This window comes from Enterococcus sp. CSURQ0835 (assembly GCF_902706605.1).
Classification (GTDB): Bacteria; Bacillota; Bacilli; order Lactobacillales; family Enterococcaceae; genus Enterococcus_A.
On record NZ_CACSLH010000013.1, the window covers coordinates 1 to 22715 of the forward strand.

A 22715-nucleotide genomic window follows, 5' to 3' on the forward strand; every position below is an offset into this window, starting at 1 on the left:
TTTCTCTCGGTGAACCGAAGTTCGATGAAAGAAAAAGCGTTCGACTTGCATGTATTAGGCACGCCGCCAGCGTTCGTCCTGAGCCAGGATCAAACTCTCATATATAAGTTCAACACGATACGTTTGTGTCGGTGTTGAACTATAGTCAAATTTTCTAAAAGAACAATTTGACGTCATTTGAATTTGTTAAGCTCAAATAAAATTGATTCGCTAGCATAAATTGCTTGCTTGTATGTTGTTTCTATAAATAGAAACGCCCTACACATTTGGTTCGTCTTATTTCGTTCAGTTTCCAAAGGTCTACATGGTGTTTCGTGTTGCATCAGCAACTTTTATATCTTATCAGCTTTCCAGCTGAAAGTCAACAACTTTTTTGAAATTATTTTTTAAAAGAACAAAAACTTCTATGTTGTTTTGACGACTTTTATAAGATACCATAAACGATTTTATCCGTCAACACTTAATTCCAATTAATTAAACAACAGATAACTCGCTCATCGGAACAAATAATAATATAGCAATCTTTACTCTTTTATGCAACTAAAATCGCACATTTTTTTCAAGTTTTTTTATTAGCGAACATTTTCTTATCTATCAAAAATAACGTTCGATTTTAAAACAATCCCTTAATTTTTTCCTCTACTTCCGTTTTAGATCTTTCGGAAAAATTTACTACAAAAAAACCGGCTCACTCAAGAACCGGTTTAGCTCTAATTAATTTTCTGGTAGTTCATCTGTAACAAGTGGAATAAAAATTCTAAAAATCGTTCCTTGTCCGACTGAACTTTCGACACTGATATGACCTTTATAGCTTTCCAATAGTTTATAGGCGATCGAAAGTCCTAAGCCATTTCCACCTTTGGTTCGAGCGCGGGCTTTATCAACCCGGTAAAAACGATTAAAAACTTTGTCGATATCTTCATCTGGAATCCCTTCACCAAAATCTTGGATCGCGATCTCAAATTCTTTCATATTCGTGGAAATTGAGACGTGCACTTCTTTTCGATCCGTTGAATACTTGACCGCATTATCCATGATGATGATGACGATTTGTTCCAAGTGATTGCGATAAATCTTCAATTCTTTTTCCTCAGTTAAATCATCATCCAATGTAAAGGTGAATTCTGGATACAATAATTTAAAATTATTGAAGACTTGATAAGTCACTTCTTTAGCCTTGGCTGTTTCATTTCCATAATAAACATCAACTTGTTCCGCTCGTGAAAGATCAAGCATTTCTTGAACGAGACTCTTCATCCGAGTGATCTCCTGCAAACTGGCTTGGATCGACTCTTCCAAAATCTCTGGATCTTCTTTCCCCCAGCGATTCAGCATACTCAAATGGCCTTCAATTACCGCAACCGGCGTCCGCAGCTCGTGAGAAACATCCTCGACAAATTGTTCTTGTTGCTCGATATACATGCGAATCCGATCGATCATATCATTGAAGATCACCGATAGATCACCTAGCTCATCATTTGTATTGATCACTGGTACATGAACATCTGCTTGCGGGTCTTGCCGGATTTGTTCCATCGTATCCCGTAAGATCTTCACTGGTTTCAAGAAATAAGAAGATAGCCAGAACCCTAAAAAGCTGCTGAGAAGCAGTGACACGACTTCTAAGACGATCAACGTCAGCAATAGCTTACTTCGCATGTCATAAAAATCTGATAGCTCATAAAAAATTTGGGCATAACCGACTTTGCTACGCGTTTCTTTTGAATAGATCGGCTCAATTGCTAAAAAGCCATTTTTATTATCTAACCGAACAATCGTTGGGTTTTTATGTTTCGTCTGAACTAGTGGCTGATAATCTTCTTGTGTTTTATAAATCAATTTTTTATCTAAGTTATAAATATCAAGTGACAATTGAGGCTGACCAATCTGAGCGATAAAACTGTCGATTCGCATCATATTCCCTTCTAAGGTCATGTTACGATCATACAACGCATTATCACGATTGGTGGAATCCGTCAAGGTGCGGTAAGTGTTGACTAAGGTTAGTTCTTCATTGGAGTTAGACAAACGAGAGTCGACCTCTGAGATCGCTTGTTCAACGTTGTTGCGCTCTTTAGCCACGATCAAATTGATCGAAGACTTATATGTGATCACAGCAAAGATCGTAAAGACGACGAATATAAAGAAAGAACTTGTAAAGGCCCACTTGATAGTTAAAGAGGGCCCCTTAAGTTCTTTTTGCTTTTTAATGAATTTTCTCATGAGCGCATGACATAACCCGTACCGCGAACGGTTTGGATATAGCTGTCTTCTCCTGGTACATCAATCTTATTGCGCAAGTAACGGATATAAACATCGACTACGTTCGTCTCAACTTCAGTCTCATAACCCCAAACTTTGTTTAATAAAACGTCACGAGCTAAGACGACATTGACATTTTCCATCAGTGTCAAGAGCAATTCATATTCTCGTTTAGTCAACTCAATGATCTCATTTCCACGACGAACCACTCGATTTTCTTTTTCGATCGTTAAATCACGGTACGTAATGGTCGTTTGTTTGGCAACATTTTTGTCCCCTTCGATATCGATTCGACGCAATAATGCCCGCAAGCGAGCAAGTAATTCTTCAATGGCAAATGGTTTTACGATATAGTCGTCTGCTCCGTGATCTAACCCTGAAACACGGTCAATCACTGAATCACGCGCCGTCATCATAATGATCGGCGTATTTTTAACTTGGCGGACACGACGGCAAACTTCTAAGCCATTTAGTTCCGGTAACATCAAGTCTAATAAGATGGCATCCCAATCATTTTCCAGTGCGGCTTCAAGGCCGGTCCTACCATTATAATGAACCTCGGTATCGTATCCCTCATGTTTCAACTCTAACTCGACAAACCGAGCGAGATTTTTTTCATCTTCAATGATCAGAATATTACTCATTTCTTTTTTCCTTTCCAGATTCGTCATAATTAGCGCTTTACTATTATATGACTAATTCTTTAAAAATGCTATAGCCATTTTATCACGAATCTTTTAATAAAAAAACTAGGGAATTAAAATCTCTTTCACATCCCCTAGTCATACTTTTATTCTTCGTGATACCAGCTATAGTGGTAAACACCTGGCTTGTCTAATCGTTCATAAGTGTGAGCACCGAAATAATCCCGTTGCGCTTGAATCAAATTGGCTGGCAAGTGTTCGGCGCGATAAGAATCATAATACGTGATGGCCGAAGAAAATGTTGGCACGGGAATTCCCGCTTGAACTGCGATCCCTACCACATCACGAACAGCTTGCTGGTAACGCGCTGCAATATCTTGGAAATAATCATCTAACATCAAGTTTGCCAGTTCCGGCTCTTGGTCATATGCATCGGTGATCTTTTGTAAAAATTGGGCCCGAATGATACAACCGGCACGCCAAATTTTTGCGATCTCGCCAAATGGCAATTCCCAACCGAACTCTTTTGAAGCTTGACGCAACTGTGAAAATCCTTGGGCATAGCTCATGATCTTACTAAAATACAAAGCTTGACGAATTTTTTCAATTAGTTCTTCTTTGTTTCCTTCATATTGATAAGGTGTCGGTCCAGCTAAGACTTTGCTAGCTGCGACACGTTCGTCTTTATAAGCTGAAATAAAACGTGCGAAGACTGACTCGGTGATCAAAGGCAGTGGTACACCTAGATCCAAGGCTTGTTGAGACGTCCATTTCCCAGTACCTTTATTACCGGCTGCATCTAAAATCACATCAACGATCGGTTTACCGGTCCCTTCATCATCTTTACGCGTCAAAATATCCGCCGTGATCTCGATCAAGTAACTATCTAATTCACCTTTATTCCATTCAGAAAAGACATCTGCCAGCTCTTCAACTGATAAGCCTAACAAGCGATGCATTAGATCATATGATTCGGCAATCAATTGCATATCACCATATTCGATTCCGTTGTGCACCATCTTGACATAATGACCCGCGCCGTCTGGTCCGATGTACGTTACACAAGGCGCACCGTCTTGTGCCTTAGCTGCGATCTGTTCAAAGATTGGTGCCACTAAGTCATATGCTTCTTTTTGTCCGCCTGGCATCATTGAAGGGCCTTCTAAAGCACCCTTTTCACCGCCGGATACACCAGTTCCGATGAAATTGATCCCTGAATTAGCCAACTCTTCACTACGACGGATCGTATCTTTAAAGAAAGTGTTCCCACCATCGATCAAAACATCGCCGCGATCTAAATGTGGTAATAATTCTTTGATCGTTGCATCAGTGGGAGCGCCAGCTTTTACCATCAACATGATTCGGCGTGGCTGTTCGATCGATTGAACAAATTCCTCAATCGTATAGGTCGCTTTAAATTTTTTATCAGGATGCTCTTTGACGACCGCTTCGGTTTTAGAGCCCGTCCGGTTGAACAAAGCGACTGAATAGCCGCGGCTTTCAATATTCAACGCTAAATTTTTTCCCATGACGGCCATCCCGACGACGCCAAATTGTTGTTTTGTCATAATCTACCTCCTAGAATCTTACAGTTCGGTCCTATTATATCCTAATGATGAAAGAATTAAAAATGAATTGTTTTTGAAAATAAAGACCGCTTAATCTATAGCAAAACCCCCAAGACTCCATGGTTAGTCTTGGGGGTTTTAAATGCTATGGAATTATGCTTCTTTAGACATAACGTCTTTTCCATCGTAGTAGCCGCAGTTCGCACATACGTGATGGCTTTTTTTCATTTCACCACAGTTAGGGCATTCGTTTAAGCCTTTGATGGTTAATTTGTAATGTGTACGACGTTTAGCTTTTTTCGCTTTTGAAGTTCTTCTAGCTGGTACTGCCATTTTTACCTACACCTCCTTAAAAAATGAAGTATCTTTAATAGATACGTTTATTCCAATCTCGCTTAATCGTCCGTTTTGCTTTCATCAAGCAACGCGGATAATTTCGCCAGACGAGGATCAATTGCGGGTTTGCTCTCTGTCTGCTGCTGGATAAAATCATCTTCTGTAATGACTTCCCAGTCTTGACCTTTTGGAAGCTGAGTACTATTTTGCTCGGCTTCGGTTAAGATTTGCATCGGGATCGCAAGTAAGATGTTGTCTTCAACGGAATTATTCAAATCGATCAACTCGTTTTCTAACACGATGATCTCTTCTTCTGACTCTTCCAGTGAAGCCCATTGCTCACGTGTCATGAACACTTCATCAACGGCGATATCTAATGGAAGATCGACCGGTTCTAATGAACGAGACGAAGGAACAGTGACTGTCGTTTTCAAACGATAATGCAAAAGATATTCCATTCCATCGACTGTCAGTAGTCCTTCAACTTGGACTGGCGTGACAGCCAAGATCTCTGAATCACGTTGTTTCAATGTCGCTTGGACATCAAGTGTTTCAGAAAAAGTTAGCGGTTCGTCTTTATATCTACGAAGTTCGCCGATTGACCATTTCATAATTATCACCTCTAAGCAACAATAGCCATTATACAGGTGGCAAAACACCTTGTCAATGAAATTTTCTTGACACCTTGAAAAAGGTTATTGTAAGAGTTAAAGCGACTCTTACAAGACCACAAAAAACAAAAAGCGAGCCGACGAGCGGCCCGCTTCACAAATTCAGCTTAGATCGCTGTTGTTTCACCGCGATAAACGATTCCACGACGAGGATCGATCGTAATCAATTCGCCATCGACAATCGTAGTCGTTGCGCTTTTTGCACCAACGATTACTGGAATATCTTGTGCGATTCCGACAACTGCAGCGTGAGATGTCAAGCCGCCATCTTCAACCACTAAAGCAGCTGCTTTTTCGATTGCTGGCATATATTCTTTGTCCGTTGTTGGAACAACTAAGACCATACCATCTTTAGCATTTTTGATTGCTTCTTCAGCTGATGAAGCAACCACTGCGTTTGCTACGACTGTTTTTTCGCCAACGCCTTGCGCTTGCAATAATTTAGAGCCGACCATTTGGATTTTCATTACGTTGGTCGTTCCGCGTTCGCCTACTGGTACACCAGCAGTAATCAAGATCAAATCGCCTTCTTTAGCAAAGCCTAGTTCCACAGCTTTTTTCGTTGCTAAGTCGAACATTTCATCCGTTGTTCCTGGTTTTTCAGCAACGGTTGGATGAACGCCCCAGTTGACCATCAAACCGCGTTTTGTGCGTTCGTCAAATGTTACCGCTAAAATATCAGCATCAGGACGGTATTTTGAGATCATCCGAGCAGTATGACCAGATTCAGTTGCGGCAACGATCGTTTTAACACCTAAGTTTTTCGCAGCTCGAGCAACAGATAGACCGATTGTTTCAGTGACATCTGTTTTATCGAATTGGTTGATTTGGAAAGTTCCTAATTCTGACAAGGCTTCTTCTGCTTCAACGTCGATCCGTGCCATCGTTGCAACAGCTTCAACTGGATAATCACCATTTGCTGATTCGCCAGAAAGCATCGTTGCATCCGTACCATCAAAGACTGCATTGGCAACGTCTGATGCTTCGGCCCGTGTTGGACGTGGATTTTCTTGCATTGATTCTAACATTTGCGTCGCTGTGATAACTGGTTTACCAGCAGCATTACATTTTTTGATGATTCGTTTTTGAACCATTGGTACAAGTTCAGGTGCGATTTCAACACCCATGTCCCCACGAGCGATCATGATCCCATCAGAAACTTTTAAGATGTCATCGATGTTATCGATTCCTTCTTGTGATTCGATTTTAGGGAAAATTTGTACATGTGTCATATTTTTTTCTTCTAAAATTTCACGAATGTCTAATACGTCTTGTGCTTTACGAACAAAACTTGCAGCGATGAAGTTGATATCGTTGTCTAAACCAAAACGAATATCGTCAGCATCTTTTTCAGTGATCCCAGGTAAGCTGATTGAAACGCCAGGTGCATTGACCCCTTTACGAGAACCTAACATGCCGGCATTCCGAACGACAACGACTAATTCACGATGCGCATCGTCTTTTTCTAAGATTTCCATGTCGATCAAACCATCATCAAACAATACATGTCCGCCAACGTGAACGTCATCATATAAGCCAGGATAAGTAACGGCGATTTTTTCTTTGGTTCCTTTTAAATCAGAATCCATTGAGATACGTGTTTTGTCGCCAACTTCAAATTTGATGTAACCGGCACGACCATAGTCTGCTTCAGTCGTATCTTGGACCGTCGTCCGGATTTCAGCACCTTTTGTATCTAATAAGATCCCAACATCTTTACCGGTTTTTTTAACTGCTTCGCGAACTAAGCCCATCCGAGCTAATTGTTCTGCGTGGTCACCATGTGAAAAGTTAAAACGAAAGACATTAGCACCTGATTCGATCAATTGAGAGATGATTTCAAGAGTATTACTTGCAGGTCCCAAGGTACTGACAATTTTGGTTTTTTTCATTCGTATAAACGCTCCATTTCTTTTTTTACTTATTTCAAACTAGTCGAAACTAGGTTGTTAACTAAAATGAGATTGTTTGATTCAAATCATATAATGACAAGTCAGGCTTGTGTTTGTTGTTTTCTAATGTATCGATGATATCAGCCGCGACGACTTCATTATTTTCTAGCCCGATACATAGACCGCCTTTTTCTTGTTGTAACAATTCAACCGCATATGAACCAAATTTGCTTGCTAAGACCCGGTCACGAGCACTTGGCGCGCCCCCGCGGACAACGTGGCCCAAAACAGAGACCCGAGTATGGTAATCGCCGTATTCAGCTAATTTATCTGCAAACTCGTTACCGCCCATTACACCTTCAGCTAAGATGATCAAGCAATGTTTTTTGCCACGATCACGGCCTTGTTGGATTTTTCTCGCAATTTTCGCCATATCAAAATCATGTTCGGGAATGACGATTTCATCGGCACCACCGGCAACACCTGACCATAACGCGATATCACCGGCATTACGACCCATCACTTCGATGACAAACGTCCGCACGTGAGATGTCGCTGTATCACGAATGCGGTCGACTGATTCTAAAACGGTGTTGATAGCTGTATCAAAACCAACTGTGAAATCAGTACCTGGGATATCATTATCGATCGTACCTGGAATGCCGACTGCTGGGTAACCGTGCTTTGTCAATGCCATCGCACCATGGTAAGAACCATCACCGCCGATGACGACCAAGCCTTCAATTCCAAATTTTTTCAATTGTTCGATCCCTTTTAATTGCCCTTCTTCTGTGGCAAATTCTGGGTAGCGAGCCGAGTAAAGGAAAGTCCCGCCTCGTTGGATTTTATCCCCAACATCAGCAACATCTAAGCGACGGATATCGCCCGCAACTAGACCGGCAAACCCATAGTTGATGCCGTAAACTTCAAGGCCTTCATAAATCCCTTTACGAACGACCGCTCGAATAGCAGCATTCATCCCTGGGGCATCGCCGCCACTAGTTAAAATACCAATGCGTTTCATTCTCTCACCTCAAATTATTTTTTAGATCACGCAGTTGTGACTCGTTAATCTCGGAACATATTCTATCATTAAAAAAACCAAAAGTCTTGGGATAACTTAGTAAAAGTTACGAAACGTTTGAAAAAGTTTTGAAAGTTACATCATTCAGGCTATTACGACGTTTGATTCGCCTAATAAGTCTCGTAAAGTAGCTAAGATCTCGTCATTAAGTTCGATCCAAAAACGTTTATTCAACACAATCTTTCGCTGACTTTTTTCAAAGTAAATGACGACAGGGACTTGGCCAGGAGATCGCTGTAACAGCTCGGTTAGCTGTTGGTGAAATTCGGCTGTATCTTGTTGCGCTGATAGGCGTAAAAATAGTTTTTCATTCGGTAAATGTGCTTCGATCGTATCGGCTGCAACTAACCGCTCAGCTAGTAATTGTAGTGTCTGATCATAGCGGCTCAATTCGACTTTGCCCTGCGCAAAATAAACAATGCCCGGCTCAACTGTTAACGTTCGGTACAAGCGCGGAAAAAGAGTAACTGATAACTCACCCGTGGGATCATCGCCAGTCAAAAAAGCCATCTGCTCTCCTTTTTTCGTTCGGATCACGCGCAAATCTTTGGCATAAAGCAAGACATTTGCTACTTGACCTGCTACGAGTTGGCTGACAGGTTGTACTTCTTCAAAAAGCGTTAATTTCGGGTAATTTTCAGTTGGGTGTCCCGACAGATAAAAGCCTAAGTACTCTGCTTCATAGGCAAGCTTTTCAGCCAATGGAAAGTCAGCGATCGTTTCATCTTTTAAACTCATCACATCTAGTAGCGATAAGCTTCCGCCACTGTATTCGACATTTTGGATTTTCCCCGGTAATTCGGTCATTAACTTGCGCCGATTTTTTTCCAATCCATCAAAAGCGCCAACGACGATTAACGGTTTGATGATCTCTTCTTTTAACCAGCGCGAATCAATCCGCAACAAAAATTGATCCAATGAAGTAAAAGCTCCGCCAGTTTTTTTGACGGCTTGGATATTTGCTACAAAATCCCGCCGAACGCCTTTGATCGCTGATAGTCCAAAGCGAATCTCAGTCGGAGTGGTCAACGTAAACCCAAAGCGGCTTTGATTGATATCCGGTGCTAACAACTTAACACCTCTTTTTTTAGCTTCTGCAGCGTATTCACGAATTTTTTTCTGATCATTTTTACTTGTTTCTAAGAGTGCTGTGAAAAAGGCGCCTGGGTAATGTGCCTTTAAATAGGCTAGCTGGTAACCAACAAATGAATAAGCAAATGCGTGGGAACGGTTGAAACCATAATTTGCAAAACGTTCGATATAATCATAAACTTTTTGCGCACTGGCTTCAGTGTACCCTTGCGCCAACGCGCCGTTGACAAAATGACGGCGTTCTTCATCGAGCAGTGTTTTTTTCTTTTTGCTGACCGCTCGACGTAAAATATCCGCTTGCCCTAATGAAAAGCCGGCCATTTTTGAAGCAACTTGCATGATCTGTTCTTGATAAACGATGATACCATACGTATTTTTTAAGATCGGGATCAAGCTTTCTTCAGGATAAGTGATCGGTTCCCGACCTTTTTTACGCGCGATAAAATGCTCGATATTTTGCATCGGACCCGGACGATATAGCGCGTTGACAGCTGCGATATCTTCGATGGAAGTCGGGCCTAACTTGCGCAATACATTGCGGATTCCGGCCGACTCGAATTGGAATACGCCGCTTGTCTCACCTTGTTGGAACAACGCCAACGTCTTAGGATCATCTAGTGGGATCTTTTTCAAATCTAACGTTAGCTGCTCCGTCTGCTGGATATTTTTTAAAGCATAATCAATGATTGCTAAGTTTTTCAGACCTAAGAAATCCATCTTTAACAATCCGATCGCTTCAACATCGGTCATCGTAAACTGCGTCAACCACAATTCATCTGAGCCTTTTTGCAGCGGGACCAGTTCGACTAATGGCTGGTCGCTGATTACCACGCCGGCTGCATGGGTCGAGACGTGGCGAGGTAATCCTTCTAGTTTTAACGCCGTTTCAAAGAGCAGGCGACTTTTTTCATTGGCTTGGGCTAATTCACGCAATTTTTTTGATTGTTCATACGCTGCTTGTAACGTGATCTTCAGCTGATTGGGCACAGCTTTTGACCACCGTGTCGCTTCGCTTTGGGATAAACCAAACACTCGACTGACATCCCGCAATACCATCTTAGCCGCCATCGTACCAAACGTAGCGATCTGGGCCACGTGAGACTGCCCATATTTTTGATTGACATAAGCTAGGACTTGATTACGTTTATTATCTGGAATATCTAAATCGATATCCGGCATACTGTGCCGTTCCGGATTTAAAAAGCGTTCAAACAATAAATCGTATTGGATCGGATCGACTTCAGTAATCGCCAACACATAAGCCACCAACGAACCCGCCGCTGATCCACGCCCTGCTCCAGTTACGATCTGACTGCGGTGAATGTAATCCATAACGTCCCAAACGATTAAAAAATAGTCATCAAATCCCATTTGGTGAATGACATCCAGTTCCATCGTCAGCCGCTTGCGGTAAACTTCTGTCACTTCAGTCACCCGTTGCGGTAATTTCTCCCAACACAGTTGAGCTAAGTATTCGCCAGCACTCACCTTTTCTGCCACAGGATAATGAGGAAGCAAAGTTTGTTGCAGTGGAATTTCCAACTGGCAAGTCGCTGCGATTTGTTCGGTTTGTTCTATTAAAGAAGTCAGACCTGCAGTTTCGGCCCAGTTCAATAGCTCAGCTTGAGATAAAAAGGCTTGTTGCCCTGTTGACTCCGCCAATTCCTCTTTTGGGATCTGTGTTCCGGCTTGGATATGAGCTAACGTTTGGATCGCAAAAGCATCGGTCGGTTCTAAATAGCGAACTTCATGCAACAAGACACACCGTTGATCAAAAGCTGCCGCTGCGACTTCTACCGCTTGCGACTCTTGTAAAATGCCTACCACTAATTCTGGTAAAACAGTTTGCAAACGTTGAAAATTTTCTAGTTCGGTAACTTGTGCGCAAGGAAAAATCACTACTAAGTCTGCAAAGTCAGCAGCTGCAGTTAAAGACAAACTTCCTGTGATCATTTTTTGCGAGGAAAGCTGCATCAAGTTTTGATAGCCCGTCACATTTCTGGCATACGCTACTAAACTAAATTCATTTTCTTGAAACGTGACTGTCAATTCACAGCCAATGATTCCTCTCAAGTCATTTTTTTGACAGGCCTTAAAAAATTCGACCGCACCGTATAAGACATTCTCATCGCAAATCGCGATCGTATCATACCCGCGATCTTTAGCCGCAGCCACATACTCTGAAATCGTCAAGGTGCTTTTTAATAGTGAATAAGCAGTTTTCGTATATAATTGAGGAAAGGTCATCTTCATTTACTCCATCCTTTACATTTTAAGAAAAAATGCTAAACTACAACTAGAAATGCACGGGAAAAGAGGTGTGCCCATGAAATATCTAGTCACTTTATTTTGGTCTTTTGTCGTTGGCCAAGCAGTTTGTTATTTAGGCGGTGCGTTGCAAAGCGGAACGTATGACTTTAAATTCTCGACCATTATCTCATTGACGATCGGCGTTCTCACTTGCATCTTGTCGTTTGTCATGAAACCTAAACACGCAACTAGCCAAGCGTAAGCAAAAAACCAGTTACTTTATTGTAACTGGTTTTTTGCTGATTTCAACTGTCTTAGATCCGCGTTTTCGTTTTTAGTAACCCGCGAAAATTAAAAAAGCTCAAGACGATGTTCCCAAAAACGCAAGCACTCGTAGCCAAAAAGACAGCGGGATAACCCAACGTGTGCGCCACCGACGAACCGAGCATCGGACCTAAAACTTGACCGAAATTATTAAACATTTGATTGTAACTGTAGATCCGACTAACCCCTTCAGGAGGACTGATCTTGCCGATCAACGTGTTGATCGACGGCATCAATGCGCCCGTTGAAAAACCTAGCATAAAGCGTAGAAATCCTAATTGAAAAGGAGTTTTTACAAACGCCATCGGAACAAAACATAAAAAGGCAAAAATCAAACCGCCTAATAAAATGATATGATTGCCGATCCGATCGCCTAGTTTGCCAAGTAGCGGCGATGAGATCATGGCAGATACCCCAACGATCGAAACGATAAAACCACTGATCAGCAATGTATTAGCACTATTGCCACTTAACTGTCGAATATAAAGAGCTAAGATCGGACTGATGCTGGTCGCGCCTAATTGCAAAATCAAACTGCTGATGAAAAGCCCGACTAAAATCGACATATGATCGATCTTATTGCCTAACTGTTTCATACTCAACATGTCTTTTTTCTCGACCGGTTGGAAATTCTCTTTGACTAAAAAAACCGTCAAGATCGTACATAGTAACAAAATCGCGCCGGTGATGATAAAGACATTTCGTAACCCGAACCACTGCGCTAAGAGTCCACCAATCGTCGGGCCAATCAAATTACCAGCTACCGTCCCCGTCGATAAAGTTCCCAGTGCCCAACCACTTTTTTCACGCGGTGCTTGGGAAGCGATCATCGCAGTCGCATTTGGAATGTAACCTGCTAATACCCCCGTCAAAAAACGCATGATCAACAACCAATAAACATTCGGGACAAAGGCTAATGAGCCCATCGTCACGGTCATTCCAGCAGCAGCACGGACCATCATCAACTTCCGCCCTTTTCGATCAGCGAGATTTCCCCAGATTGGTGAAAAAATCGCCGCCGCAAACGCGTTAGTCGAAATCGCAAGCCCCGCAAACAATTCGACTTGGCTTTTAGGCGTCCCCAGTTGCTCAACATAGACCGGAATAAACGGCATCACTAAACTAAAACTCGCGCCAGTAAAAAAACAACCGATCCAAGAGACAAAAAGATTACGCCGCCAGTTTATTTTCATGTTTCCACCTTTCTTTCACCTATTTATCTCTACTATAGCAAACAACAGTCAGCTATGCTTACTTTCACCTAACTTTTTTTGTAACTAACTTTATTTTTTTGTTAGCTACTTTAATATTTTATAATTTGTAACGTCAGTTATTGCCTTTTTCAGGGGATATGCTAGACTTAAAAAAACCATTGAGGATGATTCAAATGAAAAAATTAATCGCACTTGATTTAGATGGGACTACTTTAGACCAAAACTCTCAAATCACAGAAAAAACGCGGCACGTCTTAAAACGCGCTACACAAGATGGTCATACCGTCGTAATCGCGACTGGAAGACCTTATCGTATGAGTGAAAACTTCTACCGCGAGTTGCAGCTCACGACGCCGATGATCAATTTCAACGGCGCATTAGTCCACCTTCCGGGTAAAAAATGGAGTGGCGAGCTGGAGACTTCTTTTAATAAACAAATCGTGTTTGATATTTTAGCTGAAAAAGAAAAGTTGCAATTAGACTTTGTCGCAGCTGAAAATCGCGAAACATTTTATATCGATGACTTAAATTTTTTTGATCAACGACTCTTTGCTAGTGAAGCCAGCCATGAAAATATTTTGACGCAAACTTCACTGAAAAAAGATCCAACTTCCATGCTCATCAGAAGCCAACCGATCAATGTCACTCAAGTCTCCGAACAGTTGAAAGCTCAGTTTGGTGACGCTGTCGAAGTCAACACTTGGGGCGGCCCGAACGCGATCTTAGAAGTCGTAGCAAAAGGCATTCAAAAAGCTAAAGGCCTGGCACATTTAGCTAAAGCATTAGATTTTAAAACACAAGATGTAATTGCATTTGGTGACGAGCACAATGATGTCGAAATGCTGGATTACGCCGGCTGGGGAGTTGCGATGCAAAACGGAACTGACCAAGCCAAAGCGGTAGCTAACGATGTGACCACCAAACCAAATTCGGAAAATGGGTTAGCCGATTATTTAGAAAAATATCTTGATTTATAGGATGTGGGAGAAAAATGAAATTAGTTAGTGCGGCAGAAATGAAAGCTTGCGATTTGTATACCATCGAAACGTTAGGGGTCCCGGCACTACTCTTGATGGAACACGCAGCGCTGGCAGTTGTCGAAGAGATGCTTCGATTAGAAAACCTAGCCAAATGTAAGATCTTAGTGGCGTGCGGTAGCGGCAACAACGGCGGTGATGGGTTTGCTATCGCTCGTTTATTAAAAGTCAAAGGCTATCAAGTTGAGCTTTTATTTGTTGGAAATCCAGAACATTTGACTGCGGAAACAAAGTTACAAAAAACGATCTGTGAAAATTATCAGATCCCGCTTTACACGCAGTTACCAAAAAATCCTGATTACGCCGTTTTAGTCGATGCGATTTTGGGGATTGGTCTTAAAAAAATCGTTTACCCTCATATCGGCCAAGTGATCGAAGCGTTGAACCAATTAAAGTTGTTTGTCTTTGCAGTTGATTTACCTTCAGGCCTTTCTGGAGACAGCGGCGAAATCTTAGGTCAAGCGATCCGAGCTGATAAGACGATCACTTTCCAATTTAAAAAGTTCGGTTTAACCAAGCAACCTGCTAAACAATTTGCCGGAGAGATTCTCGTCAAAGATATCGGTGTCAGTGATCAACCGCTGATAAGTCATTAAAAAATGCCAGTTGACATTTTGTCAGCTGGCATTTTTTATGTGTCAGACATTTGTCGACTAAATTTTTTCACGGCTTCACATGTTGCAATTCACTTACGCTTTGGCACTGACTTTTACTTCACTACCCATCAAACGCGCAACATAAGCCGCTACGACAGCGCCTAAAGTTGGTGCTAATAAGTAAACCCAGTAATGAGCAAGTGCCGTTCCGCCAGCTAATACAGCGGGGCCAAAACTCCGAGCAGCATTCAATGAGCCGCCAGTTAAGTTCAGCGCAACGATAATCAAAAAGGCTAGCGTTAACCCAATTGCAAATGGTGCACCGTTAGGATTTCCATATTTTTCACTCGTTACCATCATGATCACAAATACAAACAAGAACGTGATCACCGCTTCAAACAAGAACGCTTGCCCAGCACTGATCGCGGGAAAATCGGTTTGTCCGAAATGATGGGCAGGAATTTTCAACGCACGAATAAAAATCGCTAAAAAACCTGAAGCAACAAGCGAACCTAAAAATTGTGCGATGATATAAAAAATCCCATCTCTGACCGATAAACGCCGATCGATCATCATCGCAAGTGACACACCGGGATTGAAATTGCCGCCGGACACACTACCGACTGACAATGCCATCATCGTGATCGTCAACCCAAAGGCCAACCCGATCGTCAACGTACTTCCCTTGGCAATCACCACAGTTCCGGTTCCAACAAATACTAGCATGAAAGTCCCAATGAACTCTGCAAAGTATTTTTTCATTTGACACACACCTTCCAAATAAAAATAAAAACCGTTATTATACTACAAAACATTTTTTGACTTGTAAATCATTTCTTTCATTTTTCTAATGAAGAAAAATAAGAACGACCTTTAGGTAAAAATAAAAAACCTTTCAAAAAACACTTAGTCGTGTCTTCTGAAAGATTTATTTTTTAAGCATAACTTTTGATCATCTCATTAAATGAGCTACGACGGAACTTCTCTTTTTCAGCTGCCACGATCGTCTTTTTTTCTTGATCTTCAACTACTTCTTCTTTAGCCAATAAGTGTTGATAAAAACGTTGATCTAAAATATAAACCGGTTTTTTTAGCGCCGTATTTTGTTCTTGCAAAGTCCTCATCCCCTTTTCATTCCCCATTATAGCAAAATTCTTCTAACGTAAAAATAAATACGCACGTTATGTTCCAAATTAAAAAAATTCATTTTATCCGCAACTGATTTTTTAATCTACTCAAAATAAAAGCATGCTATACTCGGATAAAATGTTTTGCTAATAAAATTGAAATGGAGATTTTAAATGAAAAAGGTATTATTAGGAGCGGCAGTCACGATTACTGCCATTGGAATTTTCAATAGTTTGGAAGCACAAGCTGCAGAGAGTCAACAAATGTATCGGTTGTATAATCCAAATAGCGGTGAACATTTTTACACTGCTAATACCAATGAAAAAACAGTCTTGATTGAAAACCGCTGGGATTATGAAGGGATCGGCTGGGTTGCACCAACTACAGGTGATCCAGTATATCGTTTGTATAATCCTAATGCCGGTGACCATCATTATACCTTAAACAGTTATGAAAAAAATAGTTTGGTGAAGGCTGGCTGGCAGGATGAAGGCATCGGTTGGTACTCAGACGTCAATCAGACAATTCCGCTTCAGCGCGCATATAATCCTAGAGCCCAGGCAGGTAGTCATAATTACACAACGAACACTGCGGAACAAAATATTTTGCTCCAAACTGGCTGGCAATCTGAAGGTGTTGCTTGGTATGCGGTAGGACCGGGAAAACCGTTGCAATCAATCCCCTATCACAAATTAAATCCCAATAATCCGTTACAAAAGGCGGTCATAAATTTAAACAGCAGGGTCGAGTTAGAGTCAGATGCAGTTAGAATTTACCCTGTTTTCAGTGGTATGATTCAAACGATTGGCGGATATTACGATGGCTATATCGGAGCTGACACAATGAATTTAATTAAAGAAAAAGTGCGAGTTGCTAGTCTGTACACTAATGGTAGACCTGTCTCTTTAATTTCTTGGGCAAGAAACAATATGGGGGATGAAACAATCATTTCCGCTCAAAATGGCACTATCACTTACTTTTTAGAAAAATAAAAAACACACTGCAACGTCGACGGATAAAATTATGCAGACTATAAAAAGAACAAGTAAGTCATTACAAAACTACTACTTAATAAAACCAGTTAATTCCAAAAGGAGGTACCTAATGAATTACGCGAATAAATACAACTTGTCACGTGAAGAAAGCATCTTTTTAACTAAGAAAACGCTAGTAGAAAACATTTATAGTCAAGCTAAGATGGAAAACATCAATATCACCTTTCCTGATACTAAAACAATTCTAGACGGTGCTAGTGTTTCAGGACTAAATATTGATGACGTTCAAAAAATCTTGAACCTTAGAAATGCTTGGCGGTTTGTCTTAGATGACTTAGATGCACCATTAACACTAGATTATGTAACAACACTTCATTTGATCGTCGCTTATGGTGAACTACCGCCCTCTATGCTTCACACGTTGCCAACTGGCGATGTTAGCATTGGTGGATCGTTCTATCAACCAAAAGTCCCTGACACAACAGCATCAACTGAACGAATCGATCAGTTATTAAATCGGAATGTCACGGTCACAGAAAAAGCATTAGATTATTTTTTATATGCGTGCCGCGCCCAACTATTTTGGGATGGTAACAAGCGGACTGCTACTATTGCTGCCAATAAGCTTTTGATAGAAGCTGGTGCCGGTGTTCTAATCGTCAACGAAAAACAATTACAGCGATTTAATAAACTTATGATTGATTATTATGAAACAGCGGATAAATCACGAATCAAACCTTTTTTATACAATCATTGTATTTTTGGAATTGATTATAAATAATTTTATCTCTATTACCTATTCCCGCAAGTAACACACTAGAAGACCTAACACGATTAAACAATCCTGTACACTACGGCTTCATGACACAAAAGAATTAGCTCACGCTGACATTCAAAGTATAAATCAAAATCGGAAAAAGATGGTCACCTATCTTTTTGGCCTGTCCCCAAAACAAAAATCAGCACGGTTGTTTTCCAACCGTGCTGATTTTTTATCTGATAAGGAAGGTACGGGACTTGAACCCGTGCACCACATTACTGCGGCTCGCTGGATTTCGAGTCCAGTGCATTACCACTCTGCCAACCTTCCGCACCAAATATGTTACCTGTTTTTTAAGAAATGTCAAGTTTATAATTCATCTAAGACTGAAGTATCTTCTTGTTCTAGGATACCATCGATCGTCCGGTTGATGATTTGAACGATATCTTCTTCGCTTGGTGAGATGATGCCTGAAGACATCAAAGTCGCAATCCCGGTAACTGAGATCCATGTCCCGACGTGTAGTGCGTTGACTTGCTTTTCGCTTAAGTTACTGTACTTTGGATGTTTTTTCGTCAAGTCGCGGAAATAATTGTAAGAAAAGTCGTGCATGCGTTTCCCGCCACCATATTCTTGAACGAACAATGCGTTGTAAAGATTACTACGGTCTTTTGCAAAGTAGATATAATTCAGTCCTAGATCTACAATCGCATCCCCCGTGCGAACTTCTGGGAAAATCTCATAATACAAGTGATTACAGATCTCATCTAAGAGCGTATTTTTCAAATCACTCATATTTTTAAACTCTAGATAGATCGGCTGTGTACTAATCCCCATTTTCTTCGCGATATTCCGAGCAGTAAAACCGGAGAAACCTTCGTGTTCAACTACTTCATAGGCAGCCTTCAAAATTTGGTCTTTTGTATAGACTTTTCTTCTCATACCTATTCCTCCCATGTGTTATTATTTTTCTTGTCATTTTATTTTAATCAAAAAATCAGCTCTTTTGCAAGGATTAGCCACTGCGTTATCTAAATTGATTAAAAAATCTTCAACTAGACGAGTTAAATTTGATTGACTAACAGAGCAAATCGGAAGTTTTATGATCATACCCTCAGTAATTATAACTGATATAATTCTATTATAAACCAAAACCAGTTATAGTTAAAAAAATATTATGACTTTTTTTATCTTTTTTGTTGTTTTTTTGTCGCACTTTCTGCGTTCTTTATTCTTGGACACTCTTTTTGATGGTAATCATTAGAAAGTAGACCTTCTTCTTGCTAAACGTTCTGCTTTTTTCTAATATAAAGAAGACAGAGCGAATCCCGCGAGTTGTACGTCAGCCCGCTTCATTCGTGTATTCTATTTTTGAGGTGAAATGATGGATCAACAACCTTATGCGCAATTAGTACTCAACACCTGTTTAAAAGCCGGTAAGATCATGATGGAGTCGGGCTCTGAAGTTTATCGCGTTGAAGATACGATGAAACGAATCGCGCAAAACGCTGGCTTTGATGACGTCCAGACATATGTGACCGCGACTGGACTAGTGGTGGGCTTTCCAACCGAGAATACCAGCCAAGTCATTCAAATCACTAAGCTGTCAACTAATTTAGAAAAAGTTGCGGCGGTCAATCGAGCTTCTCGTTGGTTTGCAGAACAAGAAATTTCCCTAGCTGAGTTTTATGATGTTTTAGAAAATATTGGCAATGATACCCCAGACTTTCCTTTCAGTTGGCAATTGCTGGCTGCAGGAGTAGTCAGCAGCACCTTGATGATCATTTTAAATGGGCGCTGGTTTGATTTTATTCCCACTTTCTTGATCGGTTCGATCGGTTATTTGATCCACGCATTGATTGATCAAAAATTACAGATGCGCTTTTTAAATGATTTTTTAGCGGCGCTGGCGATTGGCTTTCTCGCGATTCTGGCAGCTAAATTCACACTGGTAAAAGATGTCAATGCTACGATCGTCGGCTCGATCATGCCCTTAGTGCCCGGCCTTGCCATTACGAATTCATTTCGCGACATCATGGAGGGGCATTTGATCAGTGGAATGGCACGGGCAACCGAAGCATTTTTCATCGCAGGTGCGATCGGTGCTGGCATTATCGTCGCGTTCAACTTTTATTAGCCACGCTAGCAATCGTTACAGGAGGGATTTTTTTTTGACAGTTCTACTTAACTTTGGATTTAGTTTTTTAAGTACCGCGGCTTTTGCTATCATCACAAATATCCCACGTCGAGCGTTGTTTGCTTGTGGGTTAACCGGCGCATTTGGCTGGATGATCTTTTATTTCTCTCGTATCGTCGCCCAGCAAAATATCGGGTATGCTAATTTTTTAGCCGCATTAGGGATCGGACTAGCCAGCATTTTCTTTTCGCGTAAAATGCGGATGCCGGTCATTTTATTCAACATCCCAAGCCTAGTTCCACTAGTGCCAGGCGGTCCCGCTTACCAAGCCGTCCGTGATTTGATGGCGCAAAATTTTAATCAGTCATTGGAAAATATCGCCATCGTATTAGTTACTTCAGGTGCGATCGCTTTAGGTTTTATGTTCAGTAATCTAGCTGAACGACTCCTAAAGCTCACCCGACAAAATTTATGGCACAAATAAATCTTTAGAAGTGATTAAATTTTTCAGCTTTTTCTTTAAAATCAGGCGCAAGTCGTAGGCAGAAAACCTGCTGATGTTTTATACTTCAAGTAACTACTAAACGGGTAAGGAGCTGATCTTATGACCGTCGCACAATCTCGTAAACTTTTAAATGTAATCTCACTGTTAGGCTTGAGTTTTTCGATTGGCTTAGCGATTTATTTTTATAATCTCGGCGTCTTCAGTAACATGAGCTCGCTCCAGCATTTAGTCGGTCGATCGGTCATCTTAGGGCCACTAGTGTTTATTTTGATTCAGATCATCCAAGTGATCATTCCGATCATTCCCGGCGGTATCAGTTTAGCTGCAGGGGTCTTGATTTTTGGTCCTTACTGGGGCTTTGTGTACAATTATTTAGGTATTTGTATTGGCTCACTCATCTTGTTTGGCCTAGGTCGTTTTTACGGTCAGCCTTTGATCAAACACTTAGTTTCAGAAAAAGTCTACCACAAGTATAGCGGTTGGCTAGAAAATGAAAGCCGCTTCGAAAAATTATTCGCATTAGCGATCTTTTTCCCGGTTGCGCCAGATGATGCCCTTTGTTTAATGGCTAGTCTGACTAAAATGTCTTTTAAAAAATATGCTTTGATCATTTTATTAGCCAAACCTGCTTCCATTTTTCTGTATAGTCTGGCACTCTTACAAGGTGGCAGTTTCTTAGCAAATCTATTAGCTCACTGATCCCAGTGGGCTTTTTTCATTGAAAAGGAGAGGATCGTCATCACCTATTTCACAGTCTTAAAAGATCAATCCACAGCCGATCTTTTCCTGCGGGGCTTTTTTTTGTGGTTCTTCATGCCCTTCAGTTGGCAATTATTTTTTTTGTGCGCTCGTCATCTTGCGGCAGCGGGTCGCCAAATCAGTTTGCTCGTCCTCATTATCATCATGCTTTTTTTCTTTAGTCAACTTTTTTTACACGCCCTTCCGACTAAGAGCACGTTAGCTTTGAGTGGAAAATATTTTGGCTTGAGCTGTTTACTCTCACCAATCTGGACGACTGCTTTTTTTCGACTGTACTTTAGCTATTTTCCATTTCCCGCTGAACTTTTGGATTTGATTTTTCGAGAACGTTGGAAAATTTTACCTCTCGTTGCCCTTGGATATTTTGCCATTACGTTTCTAAGTTTACGCCAGCTATTTTCTACTCGGATCATCTGGCAACTAATCGGGATCAGCGGTTTATTTTTTATGTTGTCTCATTTTAGTTTTCCCCTTTTTCAATTAATCGTTCATTGGCTACCTGATCAAAAACACATTCTTTTAGGTGGAATGCTAAGTTTTCAATTAGTTAAAAATCTGCTGGCTGTCAGTCAATTTTTACTGATTCGAGTAATCCTCGCCCGCTTTATTCCCATCCGACCAAGTTCAACTACTGCATTTCAATTTGGTTTAATACTACTCGTAGTAGTGAGCTATTTTATGTTAACGACTCACCAGATAAGAAAAACGTTCCAAACAGAAGCTAACGAGTCCCTGACGATTTCCCACCGTGGTGTCACTCAAAAAAATGGTGTCCAAAATACCGTACCCGCTTTGATCAAAACGAGTCAGGCTGCAAAGCCAGATCTAGTTGAACTAGATGTTCAAGAAACAGCCGATCACCAGCTAGTGGTCATCCATGATCCAACTTTAAAAAAATTAGCTCGGCTTAACCGACGAGTCGATGAACTGACTTGGTCGGAATTAAAACAAATTCCTTTAACAGAAAATCATCAGCAAGCTCAGCTTAGTTTATTTTCAACTTATTTAAAGCAGGCGAATAAGTTGAACCAATCGCTTTTGATTGAGTTAAAAGTCACATCTCGAACGAAAGACTCATTGAGTAAATTATTTTGCGCCCGCTATTCAGCGAAGCAATTAGCTCCTCATCAATTGCAAAGTATGGATCTGCAAACGACTGAAAACTTGAAAAACAAATACCCCACGCTAAAAGTCGGATATATTTTACCTTTTGACTTATTAGGAGCGCCTCGGACAACCGCTGATTTTTTGAACATTGAACGAAAAACGGCCACAAAAGAACTGATTGCACATTTACAACGAACAAAACAAGTTTATCTTTGGTCAGTCAACACGCAAACCCAAGCGGCTTATTTTCGCACCTTACACGTTGCTGGTCTATTGACTGATGACCTGACTGTTTTAAAACAACGACCAGTAACAAACAAAGAAAAAGCTATTTTTTATTTTAACCCTTAAACC

Annotated in this window: 21 protein-coding genes and 1 tRNA gene; 9 read left to right on the forward strand and 13 right to left on the reverse strand. The window is 41.0% G+C overall.

Going from position 1 to position 22715, the window contains the following annotated elements:
• Window positions 1-714 precede the first annotated feature (714 nt).
• From GVJ38_RS06995 to GVJ38_RS07030, 8 genes are all read right to left on the reverse strand, one after another.
• Window positions 715-2223, reverse strand: coding sequence for a HAMP domain-containing sensor histidine kinase (locus tag GVJ38_RS06995; RefSeq protein ID WP_159722466.1), 1509 nt, complete (start codon window positions 2221-2223; stop codon window positions 715-717).
• Window positions 2220-2906 (reverse strand): response regulator transcription factor, encoded by a 687-nt coding sequence (locus GVJ38_RS07000; RefSeq protein WP_159722467.1) that lies wholly within the window; start codon window positions 2904-2906, stop codon window positions 2220-2222. The genes GVJ38_RS06995 and GVJ38_RS07000 overlap by 4 nt, the downstream gene beginning before the upstream one ends.
• Before the next feature lie 146 nt (window positions 2907-3052).
• Entirely contained in the window at window positions 3053-4474 is a 1422-nt protein-coding gene (gndA, locus tag GVJ38_RS07005; RefSeq protein ID WP_159722468.1) for an NADP-dependent phosphogluconate dehydrogenase, read from the reverse strand.
• A 153-nt stretch (window positions 4475-4627) separates the two neighbouring features.
• Window positions 4628-4807, reverse strand: coding sequence for a 50S ribosomal protein L32 (gene rpmF / locus GVJ38_RS07010; RefSeq protein WP_002290970.1), 180 nt, complete (start codon window positions 4805-4807; stop codon window positions 4628-4630).
• 62 nt (window positions 4808-4869) lie between these two features.
• The gene (locus GVJ38_RS07015) at window positions 4870-5421 is read right to left on the reverse strand and encodes a YceD family protein (RefSeq protein WP_159722469.1); all 552 of its coding nucleotides are present in this window, start codon (window positions 5419-5421) and stop codon (window positions 4870-4872) included.
• A 167-nt stretch (window positions 5422-5588) separates the two neighbouring features.
• Window positions 5589-7373 carry a pyruvate kinase gene (gene pyk / locus GVJ38_RS07020; RefSeq protein ID WP_159722470.1) on the reverse strand — a complete coding sequence of 595 codons (1785 nt, stop codon included), beginning with the start codon at window positions 7371-7373 and terminating at the stop codon, window positions 5589-5591.
• A 61-nt stretch (window positions 7374-7434) separates the two neighbouring features.
• Window positions 7435-8397 (reverse strand): 6-phosphofructokinase, encoded by a 963-nt coding sequence (gene pfkA, locus GVJ38_RS07025; RefSeq protein WP_159722471.1) that lies wholly within the window; start codon window positions 8395-8397, stop codon window positions 7435-7437.
• A 144-nt stretch (window positions 8398-8541) separates the two neighbouring features.
• Entirely contained in the window at window positions 8542-11796 is a 3255-nt protein-coding gene (locus GVJ38_RS07030; protein WP_159722525.1) for a DNA polymerase III subunit alpha, read from the reverse strand.
• Between the two features lie 79 nt (window positions 11797-11875).
• Between GVJ38_RS07030 and GVJ38_RS07035 the strand changes: the two genes are divergently transcribed.
• Window positions 11876-12061, forward strand: coding sequence for a YjzD family protein (locus tag GVJ38_RS07035; RefSeq protein ID WP_159722472.1), 186 nt, complete (start codon window positions 11876-11878; stop codon window positions 12059-12061).
• A 52-nt stretch (window positions 12062-12113) separates the two neighbouring features.
• On the opposite strand, the gene GVJ38_RS07040 is transcribed toward GVJ38_RS07035, so the two are convergent.
• On the reverse strand, window positions 12114-13316 hold the full coding sequence (locus tag GVJ38_RS07040) for a multidrug efflux MFS transporter (RefSeq protein WP_159722473.1): 1203 nt from the start codon (window positions 13314-13316) through the stop codon (window positions 12114-12116).
• A gap of 194 nt (window positions 13317-13510) precedes the next feature.
• On the opposite strand from GVJ38_RS07040, the gene GVJ38_RS07045 reads away from it, so the two are divergent.
• Together GVJ38_RS07045 and GVJ38_RS07050 are read left to right on the forward strand one after the other, a co-directional pair.
• On the forward strand, window positions 13511-14314 hold the full coding sequence (locus GVJ38_RS07045) for a Cof-type HAD-IIB family hydrolase (RefSeq protein WP_159722474.1): 804 nt from the start codon (window positions 13511-13513) through the stop codon (window positions 14312-14314).
• 14 nt (window positions 14315-14328) lie between these two features.
• Window positions 14329-14970 carry an NAD(P)H-hydrate epimerase gene (locus GVJ38_RS07050; protein WP_159722475.1) on the forward strand — a complete coding sequence of 214 codons (642 nt, stop codon included), beginning with the start codon at window positions 14329-14331 and terminating at the stop codon, window positions 14968-14970.
• Between the two features lie 93 nt (window positions 14971-15063).
• Here the strand turns inward: GVJ38_RS07050 and GVJ38_RS07055 are convergent, their stop codons facing one another.
• Window positions 15064-15732, reverse strand: a complete 669-nt coding sequence (locus GVJ38_RS07055) for an MIP/aquaporin family protein (RefSeq protein WP_159722476.1) — start codon at window positions 15730-15732, stop codon at window positions 15064-15066.
• Between the two features lie 173 nt (window positions 15733-15905).
• Window positions 15906-16085, reverse strand: a complete 180-nt coding sequence (locus tag GVJ38_RS07060) for a hypothetical protein (protein ID WP_159722477.1) — start codon at window positions 16083-16085, stop codon at window positions 15906-15908.
• Between the two features lie 186 nt (window positions 16086-16271).
• Here GVJ38_RS07060 and GVJ38_RS07065 point away from each other — a divergent pair, with 186 nt between their 5' ends.
• Together GVJ38_RS07065 and GVJ38_RS07070 are read left to right on the forward strand one after the other, a co-directional pair.
• Window positions 16272-17090: a hypothetical protein gene (locus GVJ38_RS07065; protein WP_159722478.1), complete on the forward strand. Its 819-nt coding sequence runs from the start codon at window positions 16272-16274 to the stop codon at window positions 17088-17090.
• Between the two features lie 112 nt (window positions 17091-17202).
• Complete coding sequence (locus tag GVJ38_RS07070; RefSeq protein WP_159722479.1) at window positions 17203-17874, forward strand: Fic family protein; 672 nt, start codon at window positions 17203-17205, stop codon at window positions 17872-17874.
• Between the two features lie 221 nt (window positions 17875-18095).
• On the opposite strand, the gene GVJ38_RS07075 is transcribed toward GVJ38_RS07070, so the two are convergent.
• Window positions 18096-18183 (reverse strand) — tRNA-Ser (locus GVJ38_RS07075).
• 39 nt (window positions 18184-18222) lie between these two features.
• The gene (locus tag GVJ38_RS07080; RefSeq protein WP_159722480.1) at window positions 18223-18795 is read right to left on the reverse strand and encodes a TetR/AcrR family transcriptional regulator; all 573 of its coding nucleotides are present in this window, start codon (window positions 18793-18795) and stop codon (window positions 18223-18225) included.
• Window positions 18796-19237: 442 nt separating this feature from the next.
• Between GVJ38_RS07080 and GVJ38_RS07085 the strand changes: the two genes are divergently transcribed.
• The 4 genes from GVJ38_RS07085 to GVJ38_RS07100 all read left to right on the forward strand — a co-directional run bounded on the left by GVJ38_RS07085 (window position 19238) and on the right by GVJ38_RS07100 (window position 22712).
• Complete coding sequence (locus tag GVJ38_RS07085) at window positions 19238-19990, forward strand: threonine/serine exporter family protein (RefSeq protein WP_159722526.1); 753 nt, start codon at window positions 19238-19240, stop codon at window positions 19988-19990.
• A gap of 34 nt (window positions 19991-20024) precedes the next feature.
• Window positions 20025-20474, forward strand: a complete 450-nt coding sequence (locus GVJ38_RS07090) for a threonine/serine exporter family protein (protein ID WP_159722481.1) — start codon at window positions 20025-20027, stop codon at window positions 20472-20474.
• A gap of 120 nt (window positions 20475-20594) precedes the next feature.
• Window positions 20595-21194: a TVP38/TMEM64 family protein gene (locus GVJ38_RS07095; RefSeq protein WP_159722482.1), complete on the forward strand. Its 600-nt coding sequence runs from the start codon at window positions 20595-20597 to the stop codon at window positions 21192-21194.
• 264 nt (window positions 21195-21458) lie between these two features.
• Window positions 21459-22712 carry a glycerophosphodiester phosphodiesterase family protein gene (locus GVJ38_RS07100; RefSeq protein ID WP_159722483.1) on the forward strand — a complete coding sequence of 418 codons (1254 nt, stop codon included), beginning with the start codon at window positions 21459-21461 and terminating at the stop codon, window positions 22710-22712.
• Window positions 22713-22715 lie beyond the last annotated feature (3 nt).